This is a genomic window from Pseudomonas sp. HMWF032, from assembly GCF_003060885.1.
Classification (GTDB): domain Bacteria; phylum Pseudomonadota; class Gammaproteobacteria; order Pseudomonadales; family Pseudomonadaceae; genus Aquipseudomonas.
In genome coordinates this window covers 110,989-133,616 of the sequence record NZ_QAIG01000013.1, presented here as the reverse complement: position 1 = coordinate 133,616, position 22,628 = coordinate 110,989, and the positions used below count along the sequence as shown (strand labels likewise).

At 59.0% G+C, this 22,628-nt stretch carries 15 protein-coding genes; 9 read left to right on the top strand and 6 right to left on the bottom strand.

What is annotated here, in order from left to right:
* Positions 1–123: 123 nt before the first annotated feature.
* The 3 genes from DBR00_RS18285 to glnA all read right to left on the bottom strand — a co-directional run bounded on the left by DBR00_RS18285 (position 124) and on the right by glnA (position 2,889).
* On the bottom strand, positions 124–741 hold the full coding sequence (locus DBR00_RS18285) for a DUF4124 domain-containing protein (RefSeq protein ID WP_108489277.1): 618 nt from the start codon (positions 739–741) through the stop codon (positions 124–126).
* Positions 742–744: 3 nt separating this feature from the next.
* Complete coding sequence (locus DBR00_RS18280; RefSeq protein ID WP_108489276.1) at positions 745–1,308, bottom strand: DUF4124 domain-containing protein; 564 nt, start codon at positions 1,306–1,308, stop codon at positions 745–747.
* 174 nt (positions 1,309–1,482) lie between these two features.
* Entirely contained in the window at positions 1,483–2,889 is a 1,407-nt protein-coding gene (glnA, locus tag DBR00_RS18275) for a glutamate--ammonia ligase (protein WP_108489275.1), read from the bottom strand.
* Between the two features lie 327 nt (positions 2,890–3,216).
* Here glnA and thiI point away from each other — a divergent pair, with 327 nt between their 5' ends.
* The 7 genes from thiI (at position 3,217) to DBR00_RS18240 (ending at position 16,603) form a co-directional block, all read left to right on the top strand.
* On the top strand, positions 3,217–4,671 hold the full coding sequence (thiI, locus tag DBR00_RS18270; RefSeq protein WP_108489341.1) for a tRNA uracil 4-sulfurtransferase ThiI: 1,455 nt from the start codon (positions 3,217–3,219) through the stop codon (positions 4,669–4,671).
* 129 nt (positions 4,672–4,800) lie between these two features.
* Positions 4,801–6,621, top strand: coding sequence for a translational GTPase TypA (gene typA / locus DBR00_RS18265; protein ID WP_108489274.1), 1,821 nt, complete (start codon positions 4,801–4,803; stop codon positions 6,619–6,621).
* Between the two features lie 370 nt (positions 6,622–6,991).
* Positions 6,992–8,647, top strand: coding sequence for a ShlB/FhaC/HecB family hemolysin secretion/activation protein (locus tag DBR00_RS18260; RefSeq protein ID WP_256583098.1), 1,656 nt, complete (start codon positions 6,992–6,994; stop codon positions 8,645–8,647).
* Positions 8,648–8,692: 45 nt separating this feature from the next.
* Entirely contained in the window at positions 8,693–15,340 is a 6,648-nt protein-coding gene (locus tag DBR00_RS18255) for a DUF637 domain-containing protein (protein WP_108489272.1), read from the top strand.
* Positions 15,340–15,771 carry a hypothetical protein gene (locus DBR00_RS18250; RefSeq protein WP_108489271.1) on the top strand — a complete coding sequence of 144 codons (432 nt, stop codon included), beginning with the start codon at positions 15,340–15,342 and terminating at the stop codon, positions 15,769–15,771. The genes DBR00_RS18255 and DBR00_RS18250 overlap by 1 nt, the downstream gene beginning before the upstream one ends.
* Positions 15,772–15,813: 42 nt before the next feature.
* The gene (locus DBR00_RS18245) at positions 15,814–16,260 is read left to right on the top strand and encodes a deaminase domain-containing protein (protein ID WP_108538096.1); all 447 of its coding nucleotides are present in this window, start codon (positions 15,814–15,816) and stop codon (positions 16,258–16,260) included.
* A gap of 4 nt (positions 16,261–16,264) precedes the next feature.
* Positions 16,265–16,603: a hypothetical protein gene (locus DBR00_RS18240; RefSeq protein WP_108490547.1), complete on the top strand. Its 339-nt coding sequence runs from the start codon at positions 16,265–16,267 to the stop codon at positions 16,601–16,603.
* A 465-nt stretch (positions 16,604–17,068) separates the two neighbouring features.
* Here DBR00_RS18240 and DBR00_RS18235 read toward each other — a convergent pair whose 3' ends face one another.
* A complete protein-coding gene (locus DBR00_RS18235) occupies positions 17,069–17,437 on the bottom strand; it encodes a helix-turn-helix domain-containing protein (RefSeq protein ID WP_108490546.1) in 369 nt (122 codons plus the stop codon).
* Between the two features lie 132 nt (positions 17,438–17,569).
* On the opposite strand from DBR00_RS18235, the gene DBR00_RS18230 reads away from it, so the two are divergent.
* Positions 17,570–20,677 carry a CHC2 zinc finger domain-containing protein gene (locus DBR00_RS18230; RefSeq protein ID WP_108490545.1) on the top strand — a complete coding sequence of 1,036 codons (3,108 nt, stop codon included), beginning with the start codon at positions 17,570–17,572 and terminating at the stop codon, positions 20,675–20,677.
* Positions 20,678–20,685: 8 nt separating this feature from the next.
* Positions 20,686–21,771: a site-specific tyrosine recombinase XerC gene (xerC, locus tag DBR00_RS18225; RefSeq protein ID WP_108490544.1), complete on the top strand. Its 1,086-nt coding sequence runs from the start codon at positions 20,686–20,688 to the stop codon at positions 21,769–21,771.
* A 65-nt stretch (positions 21,772–21,836) separates the two neighbouring features.
* Here the strand turns inward: xerC and DBR00_RS18220 are convergent, their stop codons facing one another.
* The gene (locus tag DBR00_RS18220) at positions 21,837–22,130 is read right to left on the bottom strand and encodes an addiction module antidote protein (RefSeq protein ID WP_074866091.1); all 294 of its coding nucleotides are present in this window, start codon (positions 22,128–22,130) and stop codon (positions 21,837–21,839) included.
* Positions 22,123–22,425 (bottom strand): type II toxin-antitoxin system RelE/ParE family toxin, encoded by a 303-nt coding sequence (locus DBR00_RS18215; RefSeq protein ID WP_074866086.1) that lies wholly within the window; start codon positions 22,423–22,425, stop codon positions 22,123–22,125. Before DBR00_RS18215 ends, DBR00_RS18220 begins: the two co-directional genes overlap by 8 nt.
* Positions 22,426–22,628 lie beyond the last annotated feature (203 nt).

Genomic DNA, 22,628 nt, shown 5'->3' with positions numbered 1-22,628 from the left:
TTCAGCGCAATTGGGCGCTGCGGTGCGACCCAAAACAGGGAGAGTATAGAAACGCAGCACGCCTGAATGCACCTTGTTGGTGCACCAGGGTCTGTTGCCGTTTCGTCGCGAGTCGCATTGCTATCAGAGGAAGGGCACGAAAGGGATGTCTTTTTTCTCTGGCGGCTTGTCCTTCAGTGGACACTCAGGACGCACGCCATAGTCGGCCTTCTTGCAGGGGGTGACCATGCGTTTCTGCGCCAGGGAAATGCGCAGCATGTGAAAGGGCTGACTGGGCGTACGTTCGATGATGCGGCCTTGCGCATCAATGATTTCGACCGCCAGTTGATGGGTGCCGCGGTCGATATTCTCCAGCGGAAACACCGGGCTGCTGCCCACTTCGCCTACCTGTTCGCCGTCCAGCAGCAGGCGGTAGCTGTGCTGCGGGTGGAGGTCGGGCTCGCTGTTGACGCTGACGATCAGGTTGCCGGCAGCATCCCGGATGGTGGCATCCGGCTGGGGTACCAGAATGCGCAGCAGGTTGTAGCGCAGCGCCGGTTCGGGCGGGGCCGCGATAACCGGTGCCGCCGACGCCGGTTGGGCGGGCATGGCGTTGCTGGGCACCAGTTCGACGCGCTCGGCATTGCCGGACTTGGGTTTGTCGGTAAACACCCGGTTACCGTCGGCATCAATGTAGGTATAGACCTGCGCCAGAGTAGGCAGGGCGAGCAGTAGCAGGCCGCATAACAGCAGAGTTCGCATAGGTCAGGTGGCTGGCTTTGGTGTGGGTTTTGGCGGTGGTGGTCGCAGGGCCGGGCTGCTGGTATTCACCCGCTGCACGGTGAAGGTCACCGTGGCGCTCTGCTGGATTGGCTTGCCTGCACTCAGTACCTCCACCGCCAGGCTGTGTTCACCGCGGTCGGCATTGTTCACCTGCAGGCGTGGTGCATTGCTGAGTTGGCCATGAGGTTTGCCGTCCAGCAGCAAACGCAGTAGATGGTTGCTGGCCAGACGTGGCTCGATCGCTACGCCGACGCTGAAGGTGCCGTTGTTGGCGCGCAGCGCTTCCTCACTGGGCAGGTCGGTGAGTTGCAGGGTGCTATAGGGCACTGCGGCGGTACCGCTGTCGCTCGGTGTGCTGGGCGCTGGGGCGGGGGGTACCGCCAGGGTTACGCTGTTGGTTTTGGGCAGTTCGACATTCTGCGTTGCCTGGCCTTCCGGCGGTTGGTCAGTGAAGACCGTATTGCCGTTGGCGTCGGTGTATTTGTAGATCTGTGCACTGGCCGGCAAGGCCAGGTTCAGCAGCAGGCAGATAAGTAGAGGGCGCATGCCTGACTCTCCCGGGTAATGTGCCCTAAGCCTTGCACTGGTGAGGCGCTCTGGCAAGCACGCAAATGGCTGAGCGTGTACCAGCGCAGAAAACTACGGCGCGAAAGGTGGTTTGTGCGCGGCGCCAAACGCAAAAAGGCCACCCGAAGGTGGCCTCTTGTGTTGCGTGCCGGATTAGACGCTGTAGTACAGGTCGTATTCCAGCGGGTGTACGAAGGTGCGTACTTTGATTTCTTCTTCGGACTTCAGCTCGATGTAGGCATCGATGAAGTCGTCGGAGAACACGCCGCCTTTGGTCAGGAACGCACGGCCTTTGTCCAGCTCTTCCAGGGCTTCCTTCAGGCTGCCGCACACTTGTGGGATCAGCTTGCCTTCTTCGGGTGGCAGGTCGTACAGGTTCTTGTCGGCCGCATCGCCAGGGTGGATCTTGTTCTGGATACCGTCGATACCGGCCATCAGCAGAGCAGCGAAGGCCAGGTACGGGTTGGCAGCCGGGTCCGGGAAGCGTGCTTCGATACGGCGGGCTTTCGGGCTGGACACGTACGGAATACGGATCGAGGCCGAACGGTTGCGCGCCGAGTAAGCCAGCATTACTGGAGCTTCGAAACCTGGGACCAGACGCTTGTAGGAGTTGGTCGACGGGTTGGTGAAGCCGTTCAGGGCTTTACCGTGCTTGATGATGCCGCCGATGAAGTACAGGGCGGTATCGGACAGGCCGGCATAGCCTTCGCCGGAGAAGGTGTTCTTGCCATCTTTGGAGATGGACATGTGCACGTGCATGCCCGAACCGTTGTCACCGTACAGTGGCTTCGGCATGAAGGTCGCGGTTTTGCCATAGGCATCAGCCACGTTGTGTACGCAGTACTTCAGGGTCTGAACTTCGTCAGCCTTGGCCACCAGGGTGTTGAACTTCACACCGATTTCGTTCTGGCCGGCAGTGGCCACTTCGTGGTGGTGAACTTCGATGACCAGGCCCATTTCTTCCATGGCATTACACATGGCAGTACGGATTTCGTGGTCGTGGTCGCACGGCGGAACTGGGAAGTAGCCACCTTTGACGGCTGGGCGGTGGCCTTTGTTGCCGCCTTCGATGTCGGCGTCAGTGTTCCAGGAGCCTTGTTCGGAGAAGATTTTGAACATGGAGCCGGAGATGTCGGACTTGAACTTCACTTCGTCGAAGATGAAGAACTCAGGCTCTGGGCCAACGAATACGGTGTCACCGATGCCGGTGGTTTTCAGGAATTCTTCCGCGCGCTTGGCGATCGAGCGTGGGTCACGATCGTAGCCTTGCATGGTGCTCGGCTCGATGATGTCGCAGACGATGATCAGGGTCGGCTCTTCGGTGAACGGATCCAGTACGGCGGTTTCGTCAACCGGCAGCAGGATCATGTCGGAAGCTTCGATGCCTTTCCAGCCGTGGATGGAGGAACCGTCGAACATTTTGCCGACTTCGAAGAACTCGTCGTCCAGCGCATCGCGTGCCGGCATGGTCACGTGGTGCTGTTTGCCCTTGGTGTCGGTGAAGCGCAGGTCAACCCACTTCACGTCGTGTTCTTTAATAAGTTGAATCGACTTCGACATGCTGTCCTCCAGGTGGATAAGGCTCGAATCGTGAGCCCTCAATAGTACGGTACGGCCGGCGGCATACTCCGCCAGGGCATCCTGCCTCACAAGGGAGCAAATTGCATGCCAGTGCACAGGAATGGGTGTAAGCCCTGAAACTCAGGGCTGGCGGGGGCTGCATAGCGCTGCCCGATAAATATTTGCACTGTTATGGTTCGCTATATTTATTGCGCGCACTTTAATGGTGCGCGTTTTGATTGGGTGAGGATTTTTGATCAAAGCTTGAGCAATTTCCGCTATAATCCGCGCCCCTGTTTTTTGGCCGTCTCGGCACGCAGCGTTTTCATGAAACTGATCGTTAAAGTCTTCCCGGAAATCACCATTAAAAGTCGGCCGGTGCGTAAGCACTTTATCCGGCAGCTGGCGAAGAATATTCGTTCGGTTTTGCGTGAGTTCGATCCACAGCTGCAGGTCAGCGGTGTGTGGGACAACCTGGAAGTCGAAACCCAGATCAGTGAACCGAAAACCCTGCAGGCGATGATCGAACGGCTGAGCTGCACCCCCGGCATCACCCACTTCCTGCAAGTCGATGAATACCCGCTGGGCGACTTCGATGACGTGTTGGCCAAGTGCAAGCTGCACTTTGCCGATCAGTTACCGGGCAAGATTTTTGCGGTGCGCTGCAAGCGCGCTGGCAAGCATGCCTTCAGCTCCATGGACATCGAGCGTTATGTCGGCAGTCAGTTGCGCCAACAGTGCGGCGCGGCCGGCATTTCGCTGAAAGACCCGGACGTGGTGGTGCGCATGGAAATCCGCGACCAACGCCTGTTCGTCATTCATCACCAGCACGAAGGTCTGGGCGGTTACCCGCTGGGCTCGCTGGAGCAAACGCTGGTGCTGATGAGCGGTGGCTTCGATTCCACCGTGGCGGCCTACCAGATGATGCGCCGCGGTCTGGTTACCCACTTCTGCTTCTTCAACCTCGGTGGCCGTGCCCACGAGTTGGGCGTGATGGAAGTGGCGCACTATTTGTGGGAGAAGTTCGGCAGCTCGCAGCGTGTGCTGTTTATCAGCGTGCCGTTCGAGGAAGTGCTGGGTGAAATTCTCGGCAAGGTCGACAACAGCCAGATGGGCGTGATCTTGAAACGCATGATGCTGCGCGCCGCCACGCGCATGGCCGAGCAGCTGCAGCTCAATGCGTTGGTCACGGGCGAGGCGATTTCCCAGGTATCCAGCCAGACCTTGCCGAATCTCTCGGTGATCGATTCGGCTACCGACATGCTGGTGCTGCGCCCGCTGATCGCCAGCCACAAGCAGGACATCATCGACACGGCCACGCAGATTGGCACAGCCGAATTTGCCAAACACATGCCGGAATACTGCGGCGTGATCTCGGTGAACCCGACCACGCGGGCGAAGAAAGACCGCATCGAACATGAAGAGCGCCAGGTGGACATGGCGGTCTTCGAGCGCGCCTTGACGCGTGCCACCTTGCTGCCGATCGACAAAGTCATCGACGAGCTGGGCAAGGACATCAAGGTCGAAGAAGTCAGCGAAGCCCTGGCCGGGCATGTCATCATCGACATCCGCCACCCGGATAATGCCGAAGAGCAGCCGCTGGAGCTGCCCGGTATCGAAGTACAAGCGTTGCCGTTCTATGCCCTGAACAGCCGCTTCAAGGAGCTGGATGCCGCGCGCCAATACCTGCTGTATTGCGACAAAGGCATCATGAGCCGTTTGCATGCCCACCACCTGCTCAGCGAGGGGCATGCCAATGTGCGCGTTTATCGTCCGACATAAAACGCCCGGGTTGAATGGCGGCAGTATTCGCCATCGCCCTCCCGACCAACGGGCCAGCTGATACCGCGTTTCTTAATACTCGCCGCCTAGACTAAGCGGCAAACCGAATCCTCTGATCGAGATACACACGTGATCGAAAATCTACGCAACATCGCCATCATTGCCCACGTTGACCATGGTAAGACCACCCTGGTAGACAAACTCCTGCGCCAGTCCGGCACCCTTGAGCGCAACGAGCTCAACGACGAGCGCGTGATGGACAGCAACGACCAGGAAAAAGAGCGCGGCATTACCATCCTGGCCAAAAACACCGCGATCCGTTGGGGCGAGTACCGCATCAACATCGTCGACACCCCCGGCCACGCCGACTTCGGCGGCGAAGTAGAGCGCGTGATGTCGATGGTTGACTCCGTGCTGCTGCTGGTTGACGCCCAGGATGGCCCGATGCCGCAAACCCGCTTCGTGACCAAGAAGGCTTTCGAAGCCGGCCTGCGTCCGATTGTGGTGATCAACAAGGTTGACCGTCCGGGCGCGCGTCCGGACTGGGTACTGGACCAGATTTTCGACCTGTTCGACAACCTCGGCGCCACCGAAGAGCAACTGGACTTCCAGGTCGTCTACGCCTCGGCCCTGAACGGCATTGCCGGTCTGGACCACACCGCCATGGCCGAAGACATGACCCCGCTGTACCAAGCCATCGTTGACCACGTGCCTGCGCCGCAGGTTGATGTCGACGGCCCGTTCCAGATGCAAATCTCGGCACTGGACTACAACAGCTTCCTCGGCATTATCGGCGTCGGCCGTATCGCCCGTGGCCGCGTCAAGCCGAACACCCCGGTGGTCGCCATCGACGCCGAAGGCAAAAAGCGCAACGGTCGTATCCTCAAACTGATGGGCCACCACGGTCTGCACCGTGTGGACGTTGAAGAGGCCACTGCCGGTGACATCGTCTGCGTCAGCGGCATGGATCAGCTGTTCATCTCCGACACCCTGTGCGACATCAACAACGTTGAAGCCATGAAACCGCTGACCGTTGATGAGCCGACCGTTTCCATGACCTTCCAGGTCAACGACTCGCCGTTCTGCGGTAAAGAAGGCAAGTTCGTCACCAGCCGCAACATCAAAGAGCGTCTGGACAAAGAGCTGCTGTACAACGTGGCCCTGCGTGTGGAAGAAGGCGACAGCGCCGACAAGTTCAAGGTTTCCGGCCGGGGTGAACTGCACCTCTCGGTACTGATCGAAACCATGCGTCGCGAAGGCTTCGAAATGGGCGTTGGCCGTCCGGAAGTGATCATTCGTGAAGTGGGCGGCGTCAAGCAAGAGCCGTTCGAAAACGTCACCATCGACATCCCCGAAGAAGCTCAGGGCAAGGTCATGGAAGAAATGGGTCTGCGTAAAGGCGACCTGAGCAACATGGTGCCGGATGGCAAAGGCCGTGTGCGTCTTGAGTACAACATCCCGGCGCGCGGTCTGATTGGTTTCCGTAACCAGTTCCTGACCCTGACCAACGGTGCAGGCATCCTGACCTCGATCTTCGACCGCTACGACGCCATGAAGTCCGGCACCATGTCCGGTCGTCAGAATGGCGTACTGGTTTCGGTTGAAACCGGCAAAGCCCTGACCTACTCCCTGGAAACCCTGCAAGCGCGCGGCAAACTGTTCGTTGAGCACGGCCAGGAAATCTACAACGGTCAAATCGTCGGCCTGAACAGCCGCGACAACGACCTGGGCGTGAACCCCACCAAGGGCAAGAAGCTCGACAACATGCGCGCCTCGGGCAAAGACGAAACCATCGCCCTGGTACCGCCGGTTCGCTTCACCCTGGAGCAAGCGCTGGAGTTCATCCAAGACGACGAGCTGTGTGAAGTGACGCCGAAGTCGATCCGTCTGCGTAAGAAGATCCTCGACGAAGGCGAGCGCACCCGCGCTGCCAAAAAAGCCAAGAACTGATAACAGTTCTAGCTATCTGAAAAGCCCCCGCCGGCACGAGCCTGCGGGGGCTTTTTTATGCGGGGTTGCCTGGCAGCAGCATTGTCGGCTTGGGGTGTTTTCTGTACGTTGCGCGACAGTAACCGGTGGTCAGTAGTTCAGGATGAACGGCCGGTTCTGTGAGTTAGGTCACGCGTTTTCTGGGTGATGGCAAGTCGCCATGTGTTTTAATGCGCGCCGCATTTTTCTCTGTTAATCCGCTATTCAAAGGATTGAAGGCATGTCCCTTCGTAGTAACCCTTTATGGCCTGCCATTCTTGGCGGCCACCCTGCGTGCCGTCGCTGCGCGACGTTAAAAATGGTTCCCGGCCATTTTTTGGCCGTCTGGCTGATGTGTTCCCTTATTCCCGCGGTATCGCTGGCGCAAACGCCAGGTGATCGGGACCTTATCCGCGAACGTCAGGAGCGTCTGCTGCAAGAGCAGCAGCGGCGTCTGGATGAGTTGCGTCAGTTGCCAGGGAAGGTTGATCAGCTCCCCGCGCAACCAGCAACAGACGATGAGCGCTGTTTTGCCATTGAACAGATCAATCTGGTCGGCGCTACCCTGCTGAGTGCGGCGGATCAAGCCAGTATTCTCAAGCCCTATAGCGGGCAATGCCTGGGCGTTGGTCAGCTCAATCAGCTGCTTAAGGACATCACCAATCACTATCTCGGTCGTGGTTATGTCACCACGCGCGCCTACCTGCCGCAGCAGGACCTGGCCAGCGGCACGCTGCAGGTCACCGTGGTCGAGGGCCAGCTTGAGGGGTTGAATAGTTCGGAGCTGGCCTCGGATCGAGAGTTGGCCATGAGCTTTCCCGGTACGACCGAGCGTACGCTGAACCTGCGCGAGCTGGAGCAACTGGTCGAGCAGCTAAATCGTTTGCCGTCGCGTCAGGCGCAATTGGAGCTGGTACCCGGTGAGCAGGTCGGTGGCAGCCGCGTTCAACTTCAAGGCCAACGCAGCAAGCCATGGCGAGTTAGCCTGGCGCGGCATAACGATGGCCAGTTGAGTACCGGTGAGCAGCAGTGGGGCCTGGGCCTGGATTGGGACAGCCCACTGGGCCTGGCCGATCAGTTGAGCCTGCGTGCCGGCCGCGATGCAGTCAGCGACAGTTACCGCCATTCGCACAACCAGAGCCTCAACTACAGCCTGCCGTACGGCTGGTGGACCTTCAATTACAGCTACAGCCAGAGCTACTACCGCACCCTGAATGAGTCCAACGGCTTTGCCTTCGACACCGATGGCGAGAGCAAAACCCACGCCTTGCGCGGCGAACGTGTGCTGCACCGCGACAGCCTGAGCAAAACCGCCGCCAGCCTGGGCGTCAGCCACCTGCGCAGCAACAACTTTATCCTCGGCAACCTGATCGACGTGTCCAGTCAGCGTCTGTCGGAAGCGCAGTTGGGCTTTAACCATGGTCGCCGTATCGGCAGTGCCTTCATCAACGCCGACCTCGGCTGGCAACACGGTACCGGCGCATTCGATGCGCAGCGCAGTGGCAGCCCGCAAGGCGGCCAGCCGGTGGCGCGGTACAACAAATACAGCCTGACCTTGAGTTACCTGCAGCCGTTCCAGCTGTGGGGCGAGTCGTTCAGCTTCGACAGCCTGGCCAACGGCCAGCGCAGTGAAGACGTGCTGTTCAGCCCGCAACGCATCAGCGTTGGCGGTCTCAGCTCGGTGCGCGGTTTCAAGGAGCAATCGCTGTCCGGCGACAGCGGCGCCTATTGGCGCAACCAAGTGCGCTGGCGCAAGGCAGTCAGTTGGCAACCGCTGCAGCCCTTTGTCAGTGAGTACGGCGTGGCTTTCGCCTACGACATGGGCGTGATCAGCGGCGGGCGTTACAACCCGGACCAGCACGGTCGCCTCTCCGGCAATGCCATCGAGCTGAGTGCCCGTGGCCAGCACCTGGCCGCCTCGGTGACCTTCGCCCGTTCACTGGAGCGCCCGGACGCCATCGAGCGTCAAGAGCATCCGGTGTACTTCCGGGTCGACCTGTTCTTCTGATTTTCCTGATTGCTGATTTATCGCCCTACGGGTTGGAGTTATTACATGGACGTTCGCACGCCTTTTTTCCAGAACATTGCCTGTGTCTTGATCGGGGTTCTGTTCCTCAATCCGATCGTGACCACGGCAGCTGAACTGGCACTGGATGCCCAGGCCGGCAGCAATGCTGCGGTGACCCAGGCCGCCAATGGCGTGCCCATGGTCAATATCGCCACGCCCAATGGCAGCGGCCTTTCGCACAACAAATTCACTGACTTCAACGTCAGTCAGCAGGGGCTGATCCTCAACAACAGTGCTCAGGCGCTGGTACAAACCCAGCTGGGCGGCTACGTGATGGGCAACCCAAACCTGGGCGGCCCAAATCTCACGGGTGGCGCGGCGAATGTCATCCTCAATGAGGTCAACGGCGGCAGCCCCAGTCAGCTCAAGGGCTACACCGAAGTGGCCGGCAAGTCCGCTGCGGTCATCGTTGCCAACCCGCACGGCATCAGTTGCGACGGCTGCGGCTTTATCAATACCCCGCGCGTCACCCTCAGCACCGGCAAGCCGATTGTTGAGAACGGCAAGCTCGACCGTTTTGATGTCGAGGGCGGGCAGATCCGCATCGAAGGCGACGGCCTCAATGCGCGCAATGTCAGTCAGTTCGACCTGATCACCCGCAGTGCGCAGATCAACGCCGAGCTGCATGCCAACCAGCTGAATGTGATTACCGGGCGTAACGACGTTGACGCCGCCAACCTCACGGCCACCGCCAAAGCCGAAGATGGCAGCGCCAAACCGCAACTGGCCATCGACAGCTCAGCGCTGGGAGGCATGTACGCCGGGGCGATTCGCCTGGTCGGTACCGAAGCCGGTGTGGGCGTAAAACTGGCCGGTGATATGGCCGCCAGTGCCGGGGATATTCAGATTGATGCCAATGGCCAACTGAGCATGGCGCGCACCGCCGCCAGCCGCGACCTGCAGCTCAAGGCCGAGAATATCGAACTAAATGCCGACACCTTCGCCGGGCGCAATGCCGTGGTCGACGCCAGTGCGCAGACGCGGGTCAAGGAAAGCCTGGCAGCTTCCCAGCAACTCTCCGTTAAAGGTGGCGAGCTGCTCAACCAGGGCGTGGTCGAGGCGGGGGTGCGTGCCGATGGCAGCCTGAACAACACGGCCACCCTGAGCCTGCAAACCAACACGGTGAAGAACCCCGGCACCATTACCTCCCACGGCAGCTTGAATGCCGATGTGCAAACTTTGGATAACCGCGCCGGCAAGCTGCTCAGCGCCGGTGATGCAACGCTCAAGGCGCAAACGCTGGAAAACAGCGCCGGGCGGATCGTTGCGCAGAAAAACCTCGAGCTGAGCGGTCACCAGCTGAACAACCAGAGCGGTGAAGTTCTGGCTAAGCAGGCGATCACCGTCACGGCGGCCAACTTGGCTAACCAAAACGGCACCGTCTCTGCCAACGGCGCGATCACGGTCGAATTGACCGGGGCACTGGATAACACAAATGGCCTGGTTGAGGCCGGTAGCACCCTCGTTGTCAGTGCCGACAGCCTGAGCAATAGCAATGGTGGGCTGCGTGCATTGGGCAATAGTGGCTCAAGCGTTTTTGCTATCGGCACTCTGTTCGATAACCACACGGGCAAAGTCGAAATCGGCAATTCCGCCTTACGACTGCATGCTGCCCGCTTCGAGCAGAGCAGTGCTGGTCGCTTGTTGGCACTCGGCTCGCTGGAGGCCAAGGGTGCTGATTGGCGTAACGAGGGTGAGGTTAATACTCAGGCTGCACGCCTGGAGCTGACGGGAAGCTACCGTGGGAATGGCAGCCTGCTCAGCGAGCAGGATCTATTCATTACGACTGATAGTTTGGAGCTGGGAAATGGCGCGCAGTTGCGTACCCGTGGCCAGGCACACCTGCAACTTTCTGGCGAGTTGCGCAGCCGTGGCATCATCACGGCCACCCAGGGCCTGACACTTGCGGCAAGTAAGGTGCATAACCTTGGCACACTAGGCTCCGCTGGGGCAGTACGTGTCGATACCCAGGCCTTGGCGAACGAGAACGGCTTGCTATTCAGCGGCGCGGACATGCAACTGCGTAGCAAGGCGTTGACCAACCGCTTTGGCGACATCTACAGCCTTGGCTCGCTGGACTTCGCCCTGGACGACCAGCACCGCCGCGCCGAACTGCTGGAGAACATCTCCGGCACGATTGAAAGCGCCGCTGACATGCGTTTGGCGGTAGACAGCCTGGTCAACCGTAAAGACAAACTGGTTTTCCAGCAGCGATTGGTTTCAGGGCAAATTACCCTGACTTCCACCGACAACTGCAAAGGCAAACACTGTGAAGCCTCTTATTATGTAAACGAGACCTTCGGTCCGCATATTACCGAGGACTCGGCCAGCGCCAGCCTGACGGCCGGTGGCGCTCTGCGGTTTACGGGTGGCACCTTCGACAACCGCTACAGCAGCGTGTCAGCCGGCAACGATATCGTCATCAATACCGAGCGCTTCTCCAATACCGGGGTCGGTGGCGGTGAGCTGCGCTATGCCAGCTATCACGTCTACACCAAGAGTGACAGCGCCTACTGGACCTTCATCAACAACATGGGGGCCTACAACGCCTATAACGACCCCACCTCGGCTTCTTACAACCCCGGTTACCTGTCATTTTCCGGGATCGCCTTAGGGGCGCAAACCGGCGGCAGTGTGACGGCAACGAGTGGCGGCGTCGTGGCGCCTGCGGTTGTTCAGGCCGGTGGTAATGTCAATATTGTTGGCCTGCAGACTATCGAGAATGCGCTTGTCCGTGCGGGTGAAGCCACCCAGCCAGGCGTGAGTCGTGTTGCAGACACCCAGCTCGGGACTACCCCGCCCCCCACGCTGAATCAACAGTTACCGCCGGAGCTGGCCCAGCAAACCGTCGACCCTCTGGCTTTGCCTGGATTTAGCCTGCCGCAGGGGAACAATGGCCTGTTCAGCCTCAGCCAGAATCCTGAGCATCCCTATCTCATTGAAACCAACCCGGCCTTTGCCAGCCTGAGTAGCTTTCTCAACTCGGGCTACCTGCTCAACGCCGTTGGTTACAACCCGGATCAAACCCAACGCCGCCTGGGCGATGGTTTGTATGAGCAGCGCCTGATCCAGCAAGCCATCGTCGCGCGTACCGGCAAGCGCTTCCTCGCGGGTTTGAACTCGAACGAAGCGCAGTTCAAGTACCTGATGGACAACGCCATCGCCAGCAAACAAGCGCTGAACCTGGCCCCCGGTATCGCCCTGACGGCCGAACAGGTGGCGGCCCTGACCCATGACATCGTCTGGATGCAAGAGCAGGTCGTGAATGGCCAGAAAGTTCTGGTACCAGTGCTCTATCTGGCTCAGGCCAATGACCGTCTGGCTCCCACGGGCGCCCTGATTCAAGGGCAAGATGTCGCCTTGATCAGCGGCGGCAACCTGAACAACAGCGGCACTCTGCGCGCCAGTAAGAACCTCAGCGCGACGGCTAACAACATCAGCAACAGCGGTCTGATGCAAGCGGGCGAACGTCTTTCCCTGCTGGCCACCGACAGCATCCGCAATGCACAGGGCGGCATCATCAATGGCAAGAACGTCACCCTGGTTACCGAACAGGGCGACATCCGCAACGAACGCAGCATTGGCACCAGTGCGGGCCGTGACGGTGGTTTCAGTTGGAGCCAGAGCGTGGCGGACAACGCTGCCCGTATCGAAGCCGGCAATAACCTGACCCTCTCCGCCGGTCGCGACCTGCGCAATATCGGTGGCGTGCTCCAGGCTGGCGGCGATGCTCAACTTCGGGCCGGTCGTGACCTGCTGATTACCGCCGCCACTGAAGTGGACACTACTCAGGCGCAATACAAGAAAGCCCGCACCTCCAGCCAGACCATCACCCAACATGGCAGCGAGGTGAATATTGGCGGCGATCTGACAGCCGAGGCTGGACAAGACCTGACGGTGATCGCCAGCAAGGTTAAGGCCGGTGGGGATATCGACGTGTTGGCGGGTGGCGACGCGACCATTGCCTCTGCCGCCAACGAGTCCAGCAGCGAGTACCGCTACAAAGGCAACGGCAAGACGATCAATAAAGAAGACAGCACCGTGCGCCAGCAGGCGTCGGAAATTGAAGCCGGTGGCGACCTCAGTGTAATTGCGGGAGAGAACCTGCTGCTTAGCGCGAGCAAGCTCAAAGCCGGTGATGAAGCCTATCTCTATGCCGGCAAACAGCTTGCCCTTATAGCCGCGCAAAACAGTGATTACTCACTGTACGACATGAAGAAGAAAGGCAGCTGGGGTAGCAAGAAGACTCAGCGCGACGAAGTCACCACGGTGCGCAATATCGGCACCAGCATTACTACGGGTGGTGATTTGACTCTGGTCAGTGAGGGTGACCAGCTGTACCAGAAAGCTCGTCTTGAAAGTGGGGCTGACCTGACGCTGGACAGTGGTGGCAGCATCACCTTTGAGGCGGTGAAGGATCTGGATCAGGAGAGTCATGAGAAGAGCAGCAATAGCTGGGCATGGACGTCTGCCAAGGGCAAAGGTAATACCGATGAGACCCTGCAACAAAGCCAACTGATTGCCCAAGGCGAGATCGTCATCAAGGCCGTCGAAGGCCTGAAGATCGACATCAAACAGGTCAACCAACAGAGCGTAAGCCAGACGATTAACGCGATGGTTGCCGCTGATCCCGAGCTCGCCTGGCTGAAGGAAGCTGAGCAGCGCGGCGACGTGGACTGGCGGCAGGTGAAGGAGGTGCATGACTCCTTCAAGTACAGTCATTCGGGGTTGGGTGGGCCGGCGATGATCGTTATTGCGATCATCGTGACGTACCTGACGGCGGGGGCGGCAAGTGGCGCAATAGGCTCTATGGCGGGTGCAGGGGCAGGTAGTGGCTCGGCCATGGCTGCCGCAGGTTCTTCGGCTATGGTCAGCGCGGGTACTGCCGTAGGTACCGCCAGCGCCGGCTGGGCTAACGTCGCATTGACCGCCGTTGCCACTTCTGCGGCTAGCAATGCGGCCATCAGCACCATTAACAACCGGGGTAACCTTGGGGCGGTGGTTAAGGACGTTACCTCCAGCGATAACCTCAAAGGCTATGCCACTTCGGCCATAACCGCAGGCGTTACCGCTGGCGTGCTGGACAGTGCCTTTGGCGTAACCGGCGACAACGTCAACAAGGTCACCAAGGGCTTCGATCTGAGCAAACCCAGTGAACTGGCCAAATTTGGTACCTACCTTGGTGCGCAGGGCGCGGTTCATGCGGTGACCCAGACCGCCGTTCAAGGCGGCAGCCTGGGTGGCAATCTGCAAACAGCGTTGACCAGTCAGGTACAGCACCTGTTACAGGCTGGGGTATTCAATGGTGTGGGCGACTTTGCAAGAGACGCCAAGTGGGCTGACGGCAGTCCGGAAAAGATTGCCCTGCATGCCGTGGTCGGTGGTTTGCTCAGTGAAGCGACAGGCGGAGACTTCAAGACCGGCGCACTGGCGGGCGGTGCCAACGAGCTGTTGATTGAACGCCTGTCAGGCGTGATCAAGGGCGACAAAGGCCTGGAGCTGGTGGTTTCGCAAATCATCGGTGTGGCGGCTGCTACGGCGACTGGTGGTGATCCGGCCAAAGCGGCGGAGTTGGCGAAGAATGCGACGGCGTATAACAGGCAGTTGCATGCGGATGAAAAGCTACGAATTAAAGAGCTGGCACAGGGAGACTCGCAGAAAGAGGCGCGACTTACTGCGGCTGCTTGTGCGCTAGTCAAGTGCTATGCCGAATACCCTAAAGACAGTGCTGCATACAACAGCCTAAAAGCTATGGCGGATTTGGGCAGCAGCGATGCTATGACAGTCGAACGCCAGCAATTGCAAGCCCAGCAAGGATTGTTCAACTACAGTACCCAAGGGGTGCTGAGTGATAAAAATATTGATGCAGCTAAGCAATTCAACAATACCCACCAGGTAACCACTCGAACTGTTGGTGCTGGTCAGGCGGTACTGGGCGGAGTGGGCGTAGCCGGTACGGTGATAACAGCACCGGCGAGCTGTGCAACCGGGTTGGGTTGTGTGGCGAGTGCCGCTGTGGGCACGCTGAGTGTGGATGCGGCCCTAGCGGGAACTAAGCAAGCGCTCAGTGGCAATCCTGAAAGCACCTATCTGAACGAAGCCTTGCAAAGCCTGGGTCTCAGCCCAGAGGCAGCCATGTATGCCGAGTTAGCGCTGGGTTTGGGAGCGGCGGCTAAGGCGGGGGGGGTGATTAATGCAGGGACTGCATCAAAGGCATCATCAGTAGCAGATGGTGGTCCAAAAGCGATAGGCGAAGTCGTGCCTCCCGCGCCTGTTGTTACTTCTGGTACGACTCGGACAGGTGTTGTTCGTACAAATGCCGCAGACTGGAGGGCACTGCGTGATAACTGGGATGACCTTGGATATAGTCAAATATTAAGTACTGAAAATCGGGCTGCGATTGCTAAAGGGAAGACTCCGAAAGTCGACGATGCATGGGTTAAGGTTTTTCCTGAGGATGCAGGGCTAAAGGGCGAGAGAATTCCTATGCACCATGTCCAGGGTTCGCCACTTACTGTGCCACTGCCTGATACGCGGCATTTGGATGCGCATATGCCGGGCGGATTTAGATACAATCCGGGCGGTCCAGGGTCAGCTCTCCCGGCATACCCTCCGAAAAAAGGAGCTGAGTAATGGATTCCATACCGCTAGAGCGTGCGAAGCAAAAGTTCATTTTTTATGTGGCCCAGGATTTGGACCAGTCTATTAGATCTAATGTACAGCAGCTTGTGAATGAGGTTGCTGCGTCAAGAATATGGAGCGTTACTCCGCCAAGCTTTATTGACGAGATCGACGAAACTGGCGCGGAAGTAGTAGGTGGGATGTTGGAGATTTATTCGGCTTTGCAGCCAAATGTACTCCCTATTGAGATGGACTCAAAAAACCTAGATGACGTAGAGGCGCTGGTAGGTGCCGTAAAAAAATTATCTGAAAAAGAAAATCTTTCATTTGAATTTCAGTTAGATACTACTTTTGTTGGCGCTATTGATGATGGTGTTATTGATCGAGTTCTGCTGGACGGTTTGCTTGTGCCGTGGCGAAATCACATCAAAGGGAAAAGTTGAGTTGGTCCAAAAGGGACAGCCGGAGTAATTGATACGGCCCCGATGGCTCAGCGGATTACGGATATCCGGGCTGCATTGCCATCTGATTTGAAGCGCGGTGGAAATATGGCTGTTGCTGAGGTCAAAGTAGAAGGCTTGCCATCTACGGTTGCTGCTCATAGTGGTATTAAAACACCAACGCCCGCTCAGCAAGCTAAGGGTATTGTTGGCGATAGTGGTGGTGTGTTCGAGACGTTTTCTGTACCGAATAAAAGTGGGCAGCTAGTGCCCAGGGCTGGCGATTCTGAGGCTAAGATTTTGGGCAGCCTTGCTCAGCAGCTTGGAAGCAATACAAAGGCAGCTGGCACCATAACTATTTTTACCGAGCGTGCTGCTTGTGCTAGTTGCTTGGGCGTTGTTGAGCAATTCAAAGCTAAATATCCAGGCATTCAGGTGAATGTCCTTGATAACAACGGGGTTCTACTGCGTCCCCGGCCTGTGAGTCCTTGAATTTATGGAAAGAGCTAGTTACTCAGTAATAAAGGAGCTGCTGCTCTCTTACTATTGGAGAGGGTGCAGGGATTATGGTTTTGCGGGCTGGCTTCCTGAGCAGGTCTGCGCATGGGCTTATGGAGAGTTTGAAGGTAGTTATGACCTCCCCATTGAAAATTTGATGTTAGAGGTTGCTAGTTTTGTGTTGGCTGGAGGCTGGTATTCTGGTCAGGCTGGATATCACAAAGAGGAAATTGCTCGAATTTTGTCGGCTATGAACTTAAATGATCAATTAAAAGAACTACCGCAGGAAGAGGCTGAAGAGTTTGCAAGTGATCTGAGAGTCCTCAATCTTATTTGAAATGTCTCCCAACACCGGCCCTCGCGCCGGTGTTGTTTTATCTGCGGTCAGCACCAAGCAATAACTGCCGAGGCTGTCTGTAATCTGTCTGCAGAGTGTCTGTAATTTGTCTGCAGACAGTCTGCAGATTGTCTGTAGTTTGTCTGCAGTGATAAAGCCACCGCCTCAATCGGGCAAGCCGATTGTCGATAACCGACCCTCTGTCCGCTTTGGCCCTTAAATCTGGTGTGTATTCAAGGCTTTGTATCGTCCTTAACTGCTGTTGATCGGGCTATACACCATACGCACCTTACCGGTGCTGCCAAAGCCCCGGATTTACTGGGTTGCAGCGGTTTACTCGGAACCCGTCTGTAGTCGCATAAGACTACAGGCTGCCCTGCAGGCTGCGGATTTACTGAGCAAGTCGTAGTACAGGCGTAGTACATAGCTTTTTCTTAGCTGCCCGCTTGTGATGGGCGCTTTTCTTTAGCCGCTGCTCTGTGGTGTTTCCCTTTTAGCTGCAACCTGAGTCCAGCGCTTGGCATCGTGCATGTGCAGCACGCTGGCGATGACTGTTTCCACGGCCTCGCGCTCCTTGTCATCGAGCTTGGAGACGGCTTCGAATTGGAGTTTGAGGCGATCATCCGGGCCGCGCTCTCCTTCATCGAACAGCAGCATATCGGCGCTGACACTAAGTGCCAGAACGATCCGCCGGAACACCTCGATGGTGGGCTGGGTCGTGCCTGCTTCATAGCGCCGTAGTTGCGAAATATGCACGCCGATGGTGTCGGCCATTTGCTGCTGCGTCAGGCCGCGCTCCTTGCGCAGGGCGGCCAAGCGTTGAGGAAAACTCATGGGGAGAACCAGCGTTGATAGGTGGACCATGAGTCTATGCCTCGTGTTTTTGCTGCTTGACGCAAGGTAGCATAGTAGGATTAATTAAATATATCCAATGTGATTGTTGACGTATTTTCAGGAGAAGCCCGAATGGCCCGCATCCCCGAAGCCGAACTGGCTCGCCTCAAGCGCGAGGTGTCGCTGGTTCGTCTGGTTCAGTCGCAGGGTCATGCGTTGGAGAAGCGCGGCAAGGATTTCGTCATGCGCTGCGTGTTCCACGAGGAGAGCACGGCCAGCCTGTCGATCTCGCCAGAGAAGAACCTGTATCACTGCTTTGGCTGCGGCGCGGCGGGTTCGGTGATCGACTGGGTGATGAAAACTCAGGGCGTGAGCTTGCCGCACGCGGTGCAGTTGCTGCGCAACGATGCGCCGCTGGACAGCAGCGAGAAGGTCGGTGTCACGCGCAGCCATGCCCGCCACCTTCCTCCTTTAGCCGCTGGCTCTTCCGAGCTGGAAGCCGCCGCGCTGCTGCAGTCGGTGGCCGAGTTCTATCACGGCAACCTCAAGCAATCGCCCGAGGCGCTGGCCTACCTGGAAGCCCGGGGCCTGAATCATCCGGAGTTGATCGAGCACTTCCAGCTGGGCTATGCCAACAAGACCCTGACTTACCGCCTGCCGGCGGTGCATACCCTGGCCGGTAAACAGGTGCGTCAGCAGTTACAGGCCGTCGGCGTGCTGCGCCCGACCGGCCACGAACACCTCAATGGCTGCCTGGTGGTGCCGGTGATCGGCCTGGAAGGCGGGGCCAGCCCGGAGCAGGGCAACCGTGTGGTGCAGTTGTACGGCCGGCGTTTACAGCCCAACCATAAAATCCCGGCCAACCAGTCGCGGCATATGTACCTGGCCGCGCCGTTGCGGGGGGTGTGGAACGAGGCGGCGCTGCTGGCGGGTGGCGAGGTGATCCTGTGCGAATCGCTGATCGACGCCATGACCTTCTGGTGCGCGGGCTATCGCAACGTGATTGCGGCCTATGGGGTGAACGGCTTTAGCCAAGATCATTGGCAGGCATTGAAACACCACGGCACCCAGCGGGTGATTATCGCCTTCGACCGCGACGAGGCGGGTGATGCGGCAGCGGCAAAGCTGGGCGAGGAACTGCGCGGCGCGGGCATCGAAGTGTTTCGCCTGCTGTTCCCGCAGGGCCTGGACGCCAACGGTTTTGCCCTGCAGGTGGAGAGTCCGGCGCAGGCGCTGGGCGAGTTATTGCAGCGGGCGGTGTGGCAGGGCAAGGGCGTGGCGAGTGACGAGGTTATTTTCGCGCCCGCGAAAATCGCCGCCGACTCTGCGGATGAACTCATTTTCGCGGACGCGAAAATGTCCCCTGCTGTTGACACGTCCTTTCCTTTAGCCGCCGCGCCGCAGGCAGCCGCTGTTTGCGTGCCTGAAGTTTCCGAATCGGAAACGCCCCTGGCCCCGGTGCCAGGCGTACCCGCTTGCGAATCAAATCCACCGGCCGAGCAGTTTTCGGAAAACGCCCAGGGCGATCTTTTGCTCACGGTGGCCGACCGCCTCTGGCGGGTGCGCGGCTGGAAGAAAAACCTCGGCCCGGAGCAAATGCGGGTCAACGTGCAGGTGCGCCGCGAGGCCAGCGAGCGAGCCGAGGCGGCGTATTACGTGGACAGCTTCGATCTGTATGCGGCCAAGGCCCGTTACAGCTATTTGAAACAGGCCAGCAGTGAGCTGGGCGTGGCCGAAGAACTGCTCAAGCGCGACCTGGGCCAACTGCTGCTCAAGCTGGAGGGCTTGCAGGAGGCGGCGATTCAGGCCGCGTTGGCCCCGAAAAATCCCACCCCGACGCTCAGCGCCGAGGACGAGAAAACCGCCCTAGACTTGCTGCGTGCGCCCAACCTGATCGAGCGCATCGAGGCCGACCTGGCACGCTGCGGCGTGGTGGGCGAGTCCAGCAACCTGCAGGCCGGCTACCTGGCTGCTGTGTCGCGCAAACTTGACCAGCCGCTGGCGGTACTGATCCAGTCGAGCAGCGCGGCGGGCAAAAGCTCGCTGATGGATGCCGTGCTCAACCTGATGCCCGAGGAAGAGCGCATCCAGTACAGCGCCATGACCGGGCAGAGTCTTTTTTATCTCGGTGAAACCGACTTGCAGCACCGCATCCTGGCCATCGCCGAGGAAGAGGGCGTACGCCAGGCCGCTTATGCCCTGAAACTGCTGCAATCGGACGGCGAGCTGACCATTGCCAGTACCGGCAAGGACGAAGCCACCGGCAACCTGGTGACCAAGCAATACCGTGTGCAAGGCCCGGTGATGCTGATGCTCACCACCACGGCGATCGACATCGACGAAGAACTGCTCAACCGTTGCTTGGTGCTGACCATCAACGAGAGCCGCGAGCAGACCGAGGCAATCCACGCCGCCCAGCGTAAGAAACAAACCCTCGACGGCCTGCTGGCCGACGCCGAGAAACAGGCCATCACCCGCCTGCACCAGAACGCCCAGCGTCTGCTCAAACCGCTGGCGGTGGTCAATCCGTTCGCCGACCAGCTGACCTTCCTTTCGGACAAGACCCGCACCCGGCGCGACCACATGAAGTACCTGACGCTGATCCGCGCCATCGCCTTGCTGCATCAGTATCAGCGGCCTATCAAGCACATCGAGCACCGTGGCCAGCGCTTGGCGTATTTGGAAGTTACGACCGCAGACATCGCCCTGGCTAACCGCTTGGCCCACGACATCCTTGGTCGCACCCTGGACGAGTTGCCGCCGCAAACTCGTCGTCTGCTCGGCCTGCTGCAAAGCTGGGTCAAGAGCCACAGCCAGGCCCAGGGCCTCAAGGCCCATGAGCTGCGCTTCAGCCGCAAGGAGGTGCGTGCCGCCACCGGCTGGGGCGACACCCAGCTGAAAATCCACCTCGGCCGCCTGAGCGAACTGGAATACCTGCAACTCTACCGGCGTGGCTTGGCCCACGAGTACAGCCTCAATTACGACGGCGATGGCCGCGATCAGGCGCACCTGATGGGCTTGCTTGATGCCGACCTGCTCACCAACAAAGCCGCTCGGTCGGGGTTTCCAGAAGAACGGTCGGCCCTTGGTCGGGTGCTGGCCGGCACCCGGCCGGGGACTGAAAACACCGCGCCAAGCCAGGCCCAGCGTGAGCCTGACGCTGATCCGGTCGGACTGAACGGCCAGGCATCTATCCGACACACTCACAGCGCCAGTGCGGCGTTGTCCAGCGCCGGGTAAGTCCAGCCATGCCGAAGAATGGTTCCCGCCAGAAACAGAAAATCGCTGACCAGGTGATCGGCCCGCTGGGCGATCCTGGCAGCCTGTATTTCCAGATGAAAGCCTTCCTGCAACACCAGCGCGAGCGCGGCTACTCCGAGCGCACCGTGGGCAACCGCGAAAGCCTGCTGATTGCCTTTATCCGCTGGTGTGACGAACGTGGCCTGAGCCGCCCGCAGGAGATCACCCGGCCGATTCTGGAGCGCTACCAGCGTCACCTATTCCTCTACCGCAAGGCCGATGGCGAAGCGCTGTCGGCCCGCAGTCAGACGGTGCGCATCACGCCGATTCGGGTGTGGTTCAAGTGGCTGACCAAAACCAATCGCATCTTGTACAACCCTGCTTCTGACCTCGATCTACCGAGGATGGAGCAGCGCTTGCCGAAACACATCCTCAGCAGCGACGAGGCCGAACGCATCCTCAACGTGCCGGACACTCAGACACCCACCGGTATCCGCGACCGCGCCCTGCTGGAAACTCTCTACAGCACCGGCATGCGCCGCATGGAATTGATCGGCCTGAGCTGGAGCGCCATCGACTACGAGCGCGGCACGGTGATGATTCGTCAGGGCAAGGGCAAAAAAGATCGCATGATTCCCATCGGCGAACGGGCCTTGGCGTGGATCACCAAATACCGCGACGATGTCCGGCCTCATTTTGTTCTGGGCCTAGACGATGGCACCTTGTTTTTGACCCAGCAGGGCGAAGCCTTCAGCCCCAACCGCCTGACGCAACTGGTGCGCGAGCACATCGAAAAAGCCAACATCGGCAAGCGTGGCAGTTGCCATTTGTTCCGCCACACCATGGCCACGTTGATGCTGGAGAACGGCGCCGATATTCGTTTCATCCAGGCCATGCTCGGGCATGTCAGCCTGAACACCACGCAGATTTACACCCAGGTCAGTATTCGGGCGTTGAAGGAAATTCATACCGCGACCCATCCGGCACGTTTGCAGCGGCAGAACCGGGTCGAAGGCGGTGCAGAAATACCCGAGGAAGACCCGGTCGAGCTGCTGCTGGCGACACTGGACGTCGAGGCCGACGAGGAAGGCTAACGCGCTACGCTTGTTGGCCCCTGGCGGCACGGCGGCAAGCCACCGCACCGCTAGGGGCTACGCATTCAGTGTGCGGTATGCGGGCGAGCAGCCATATCGACGCCCAGCGCCTTCATGACCGCGAGCATGGTTTTCAGCGTGGGATTGCCATGCTCGCTGAAGGAGCGGTACAGCTGCTCGCGGGACAGGCCGGTTTCCCTGGCCAGCTCGGTCATGCCTCTGGCACGTGCCACCACCCCCATGGCCTTGGCGATATAGCCGGCATCGCCGGTTTCCAGGGCATCGCTCATAAACTCCGCAATGGCCTCGGGACTGGTGAGGTACTCGGCGGGGTCGAAATCGGTAAAGGTCTCAGTCATGTTGCGCTCTCCACGCCTGCAGAATCTGGTGGGCGGCCTCGATATCACGGCTCTGGCTGCCCTTGTCGCCACCGCAGAGCAGAATCACCAGGGTGTCGCCTTGCTGGTGAAAATACACCCTGTAGCCGGGGCCGTAGTGAATCCGTAGCTCGCTGACGCCGTGGCCGACCGGAGCGACATCGCCAGGCAAACCCTCCATCAGCCGGTTGATCCGCGCCACGATACGGGCCCTGCCGGTATCGTCCTTGAGCTTCTTCAGCCAGGTTCGGAACTTGCTGGATTCGATTTTCTTCATTGGTTAACTGTAGTCTATAAAATACAGGCGGGGCAAGACGAATAATCCAGTCGGCTGGGTCGGTGGTTGGCTGTCAGGGCTGAAGAGCATGTCGGGGCGATTTTTCAGGCGGGGGGCAGAGTCGCGTCTGTGCGGTGCCCTGAAAGCCGCACCGCGTCTTGGTTGCAGCCGCATCGACAGGGAAAGTCGCGTCGGGTGATACT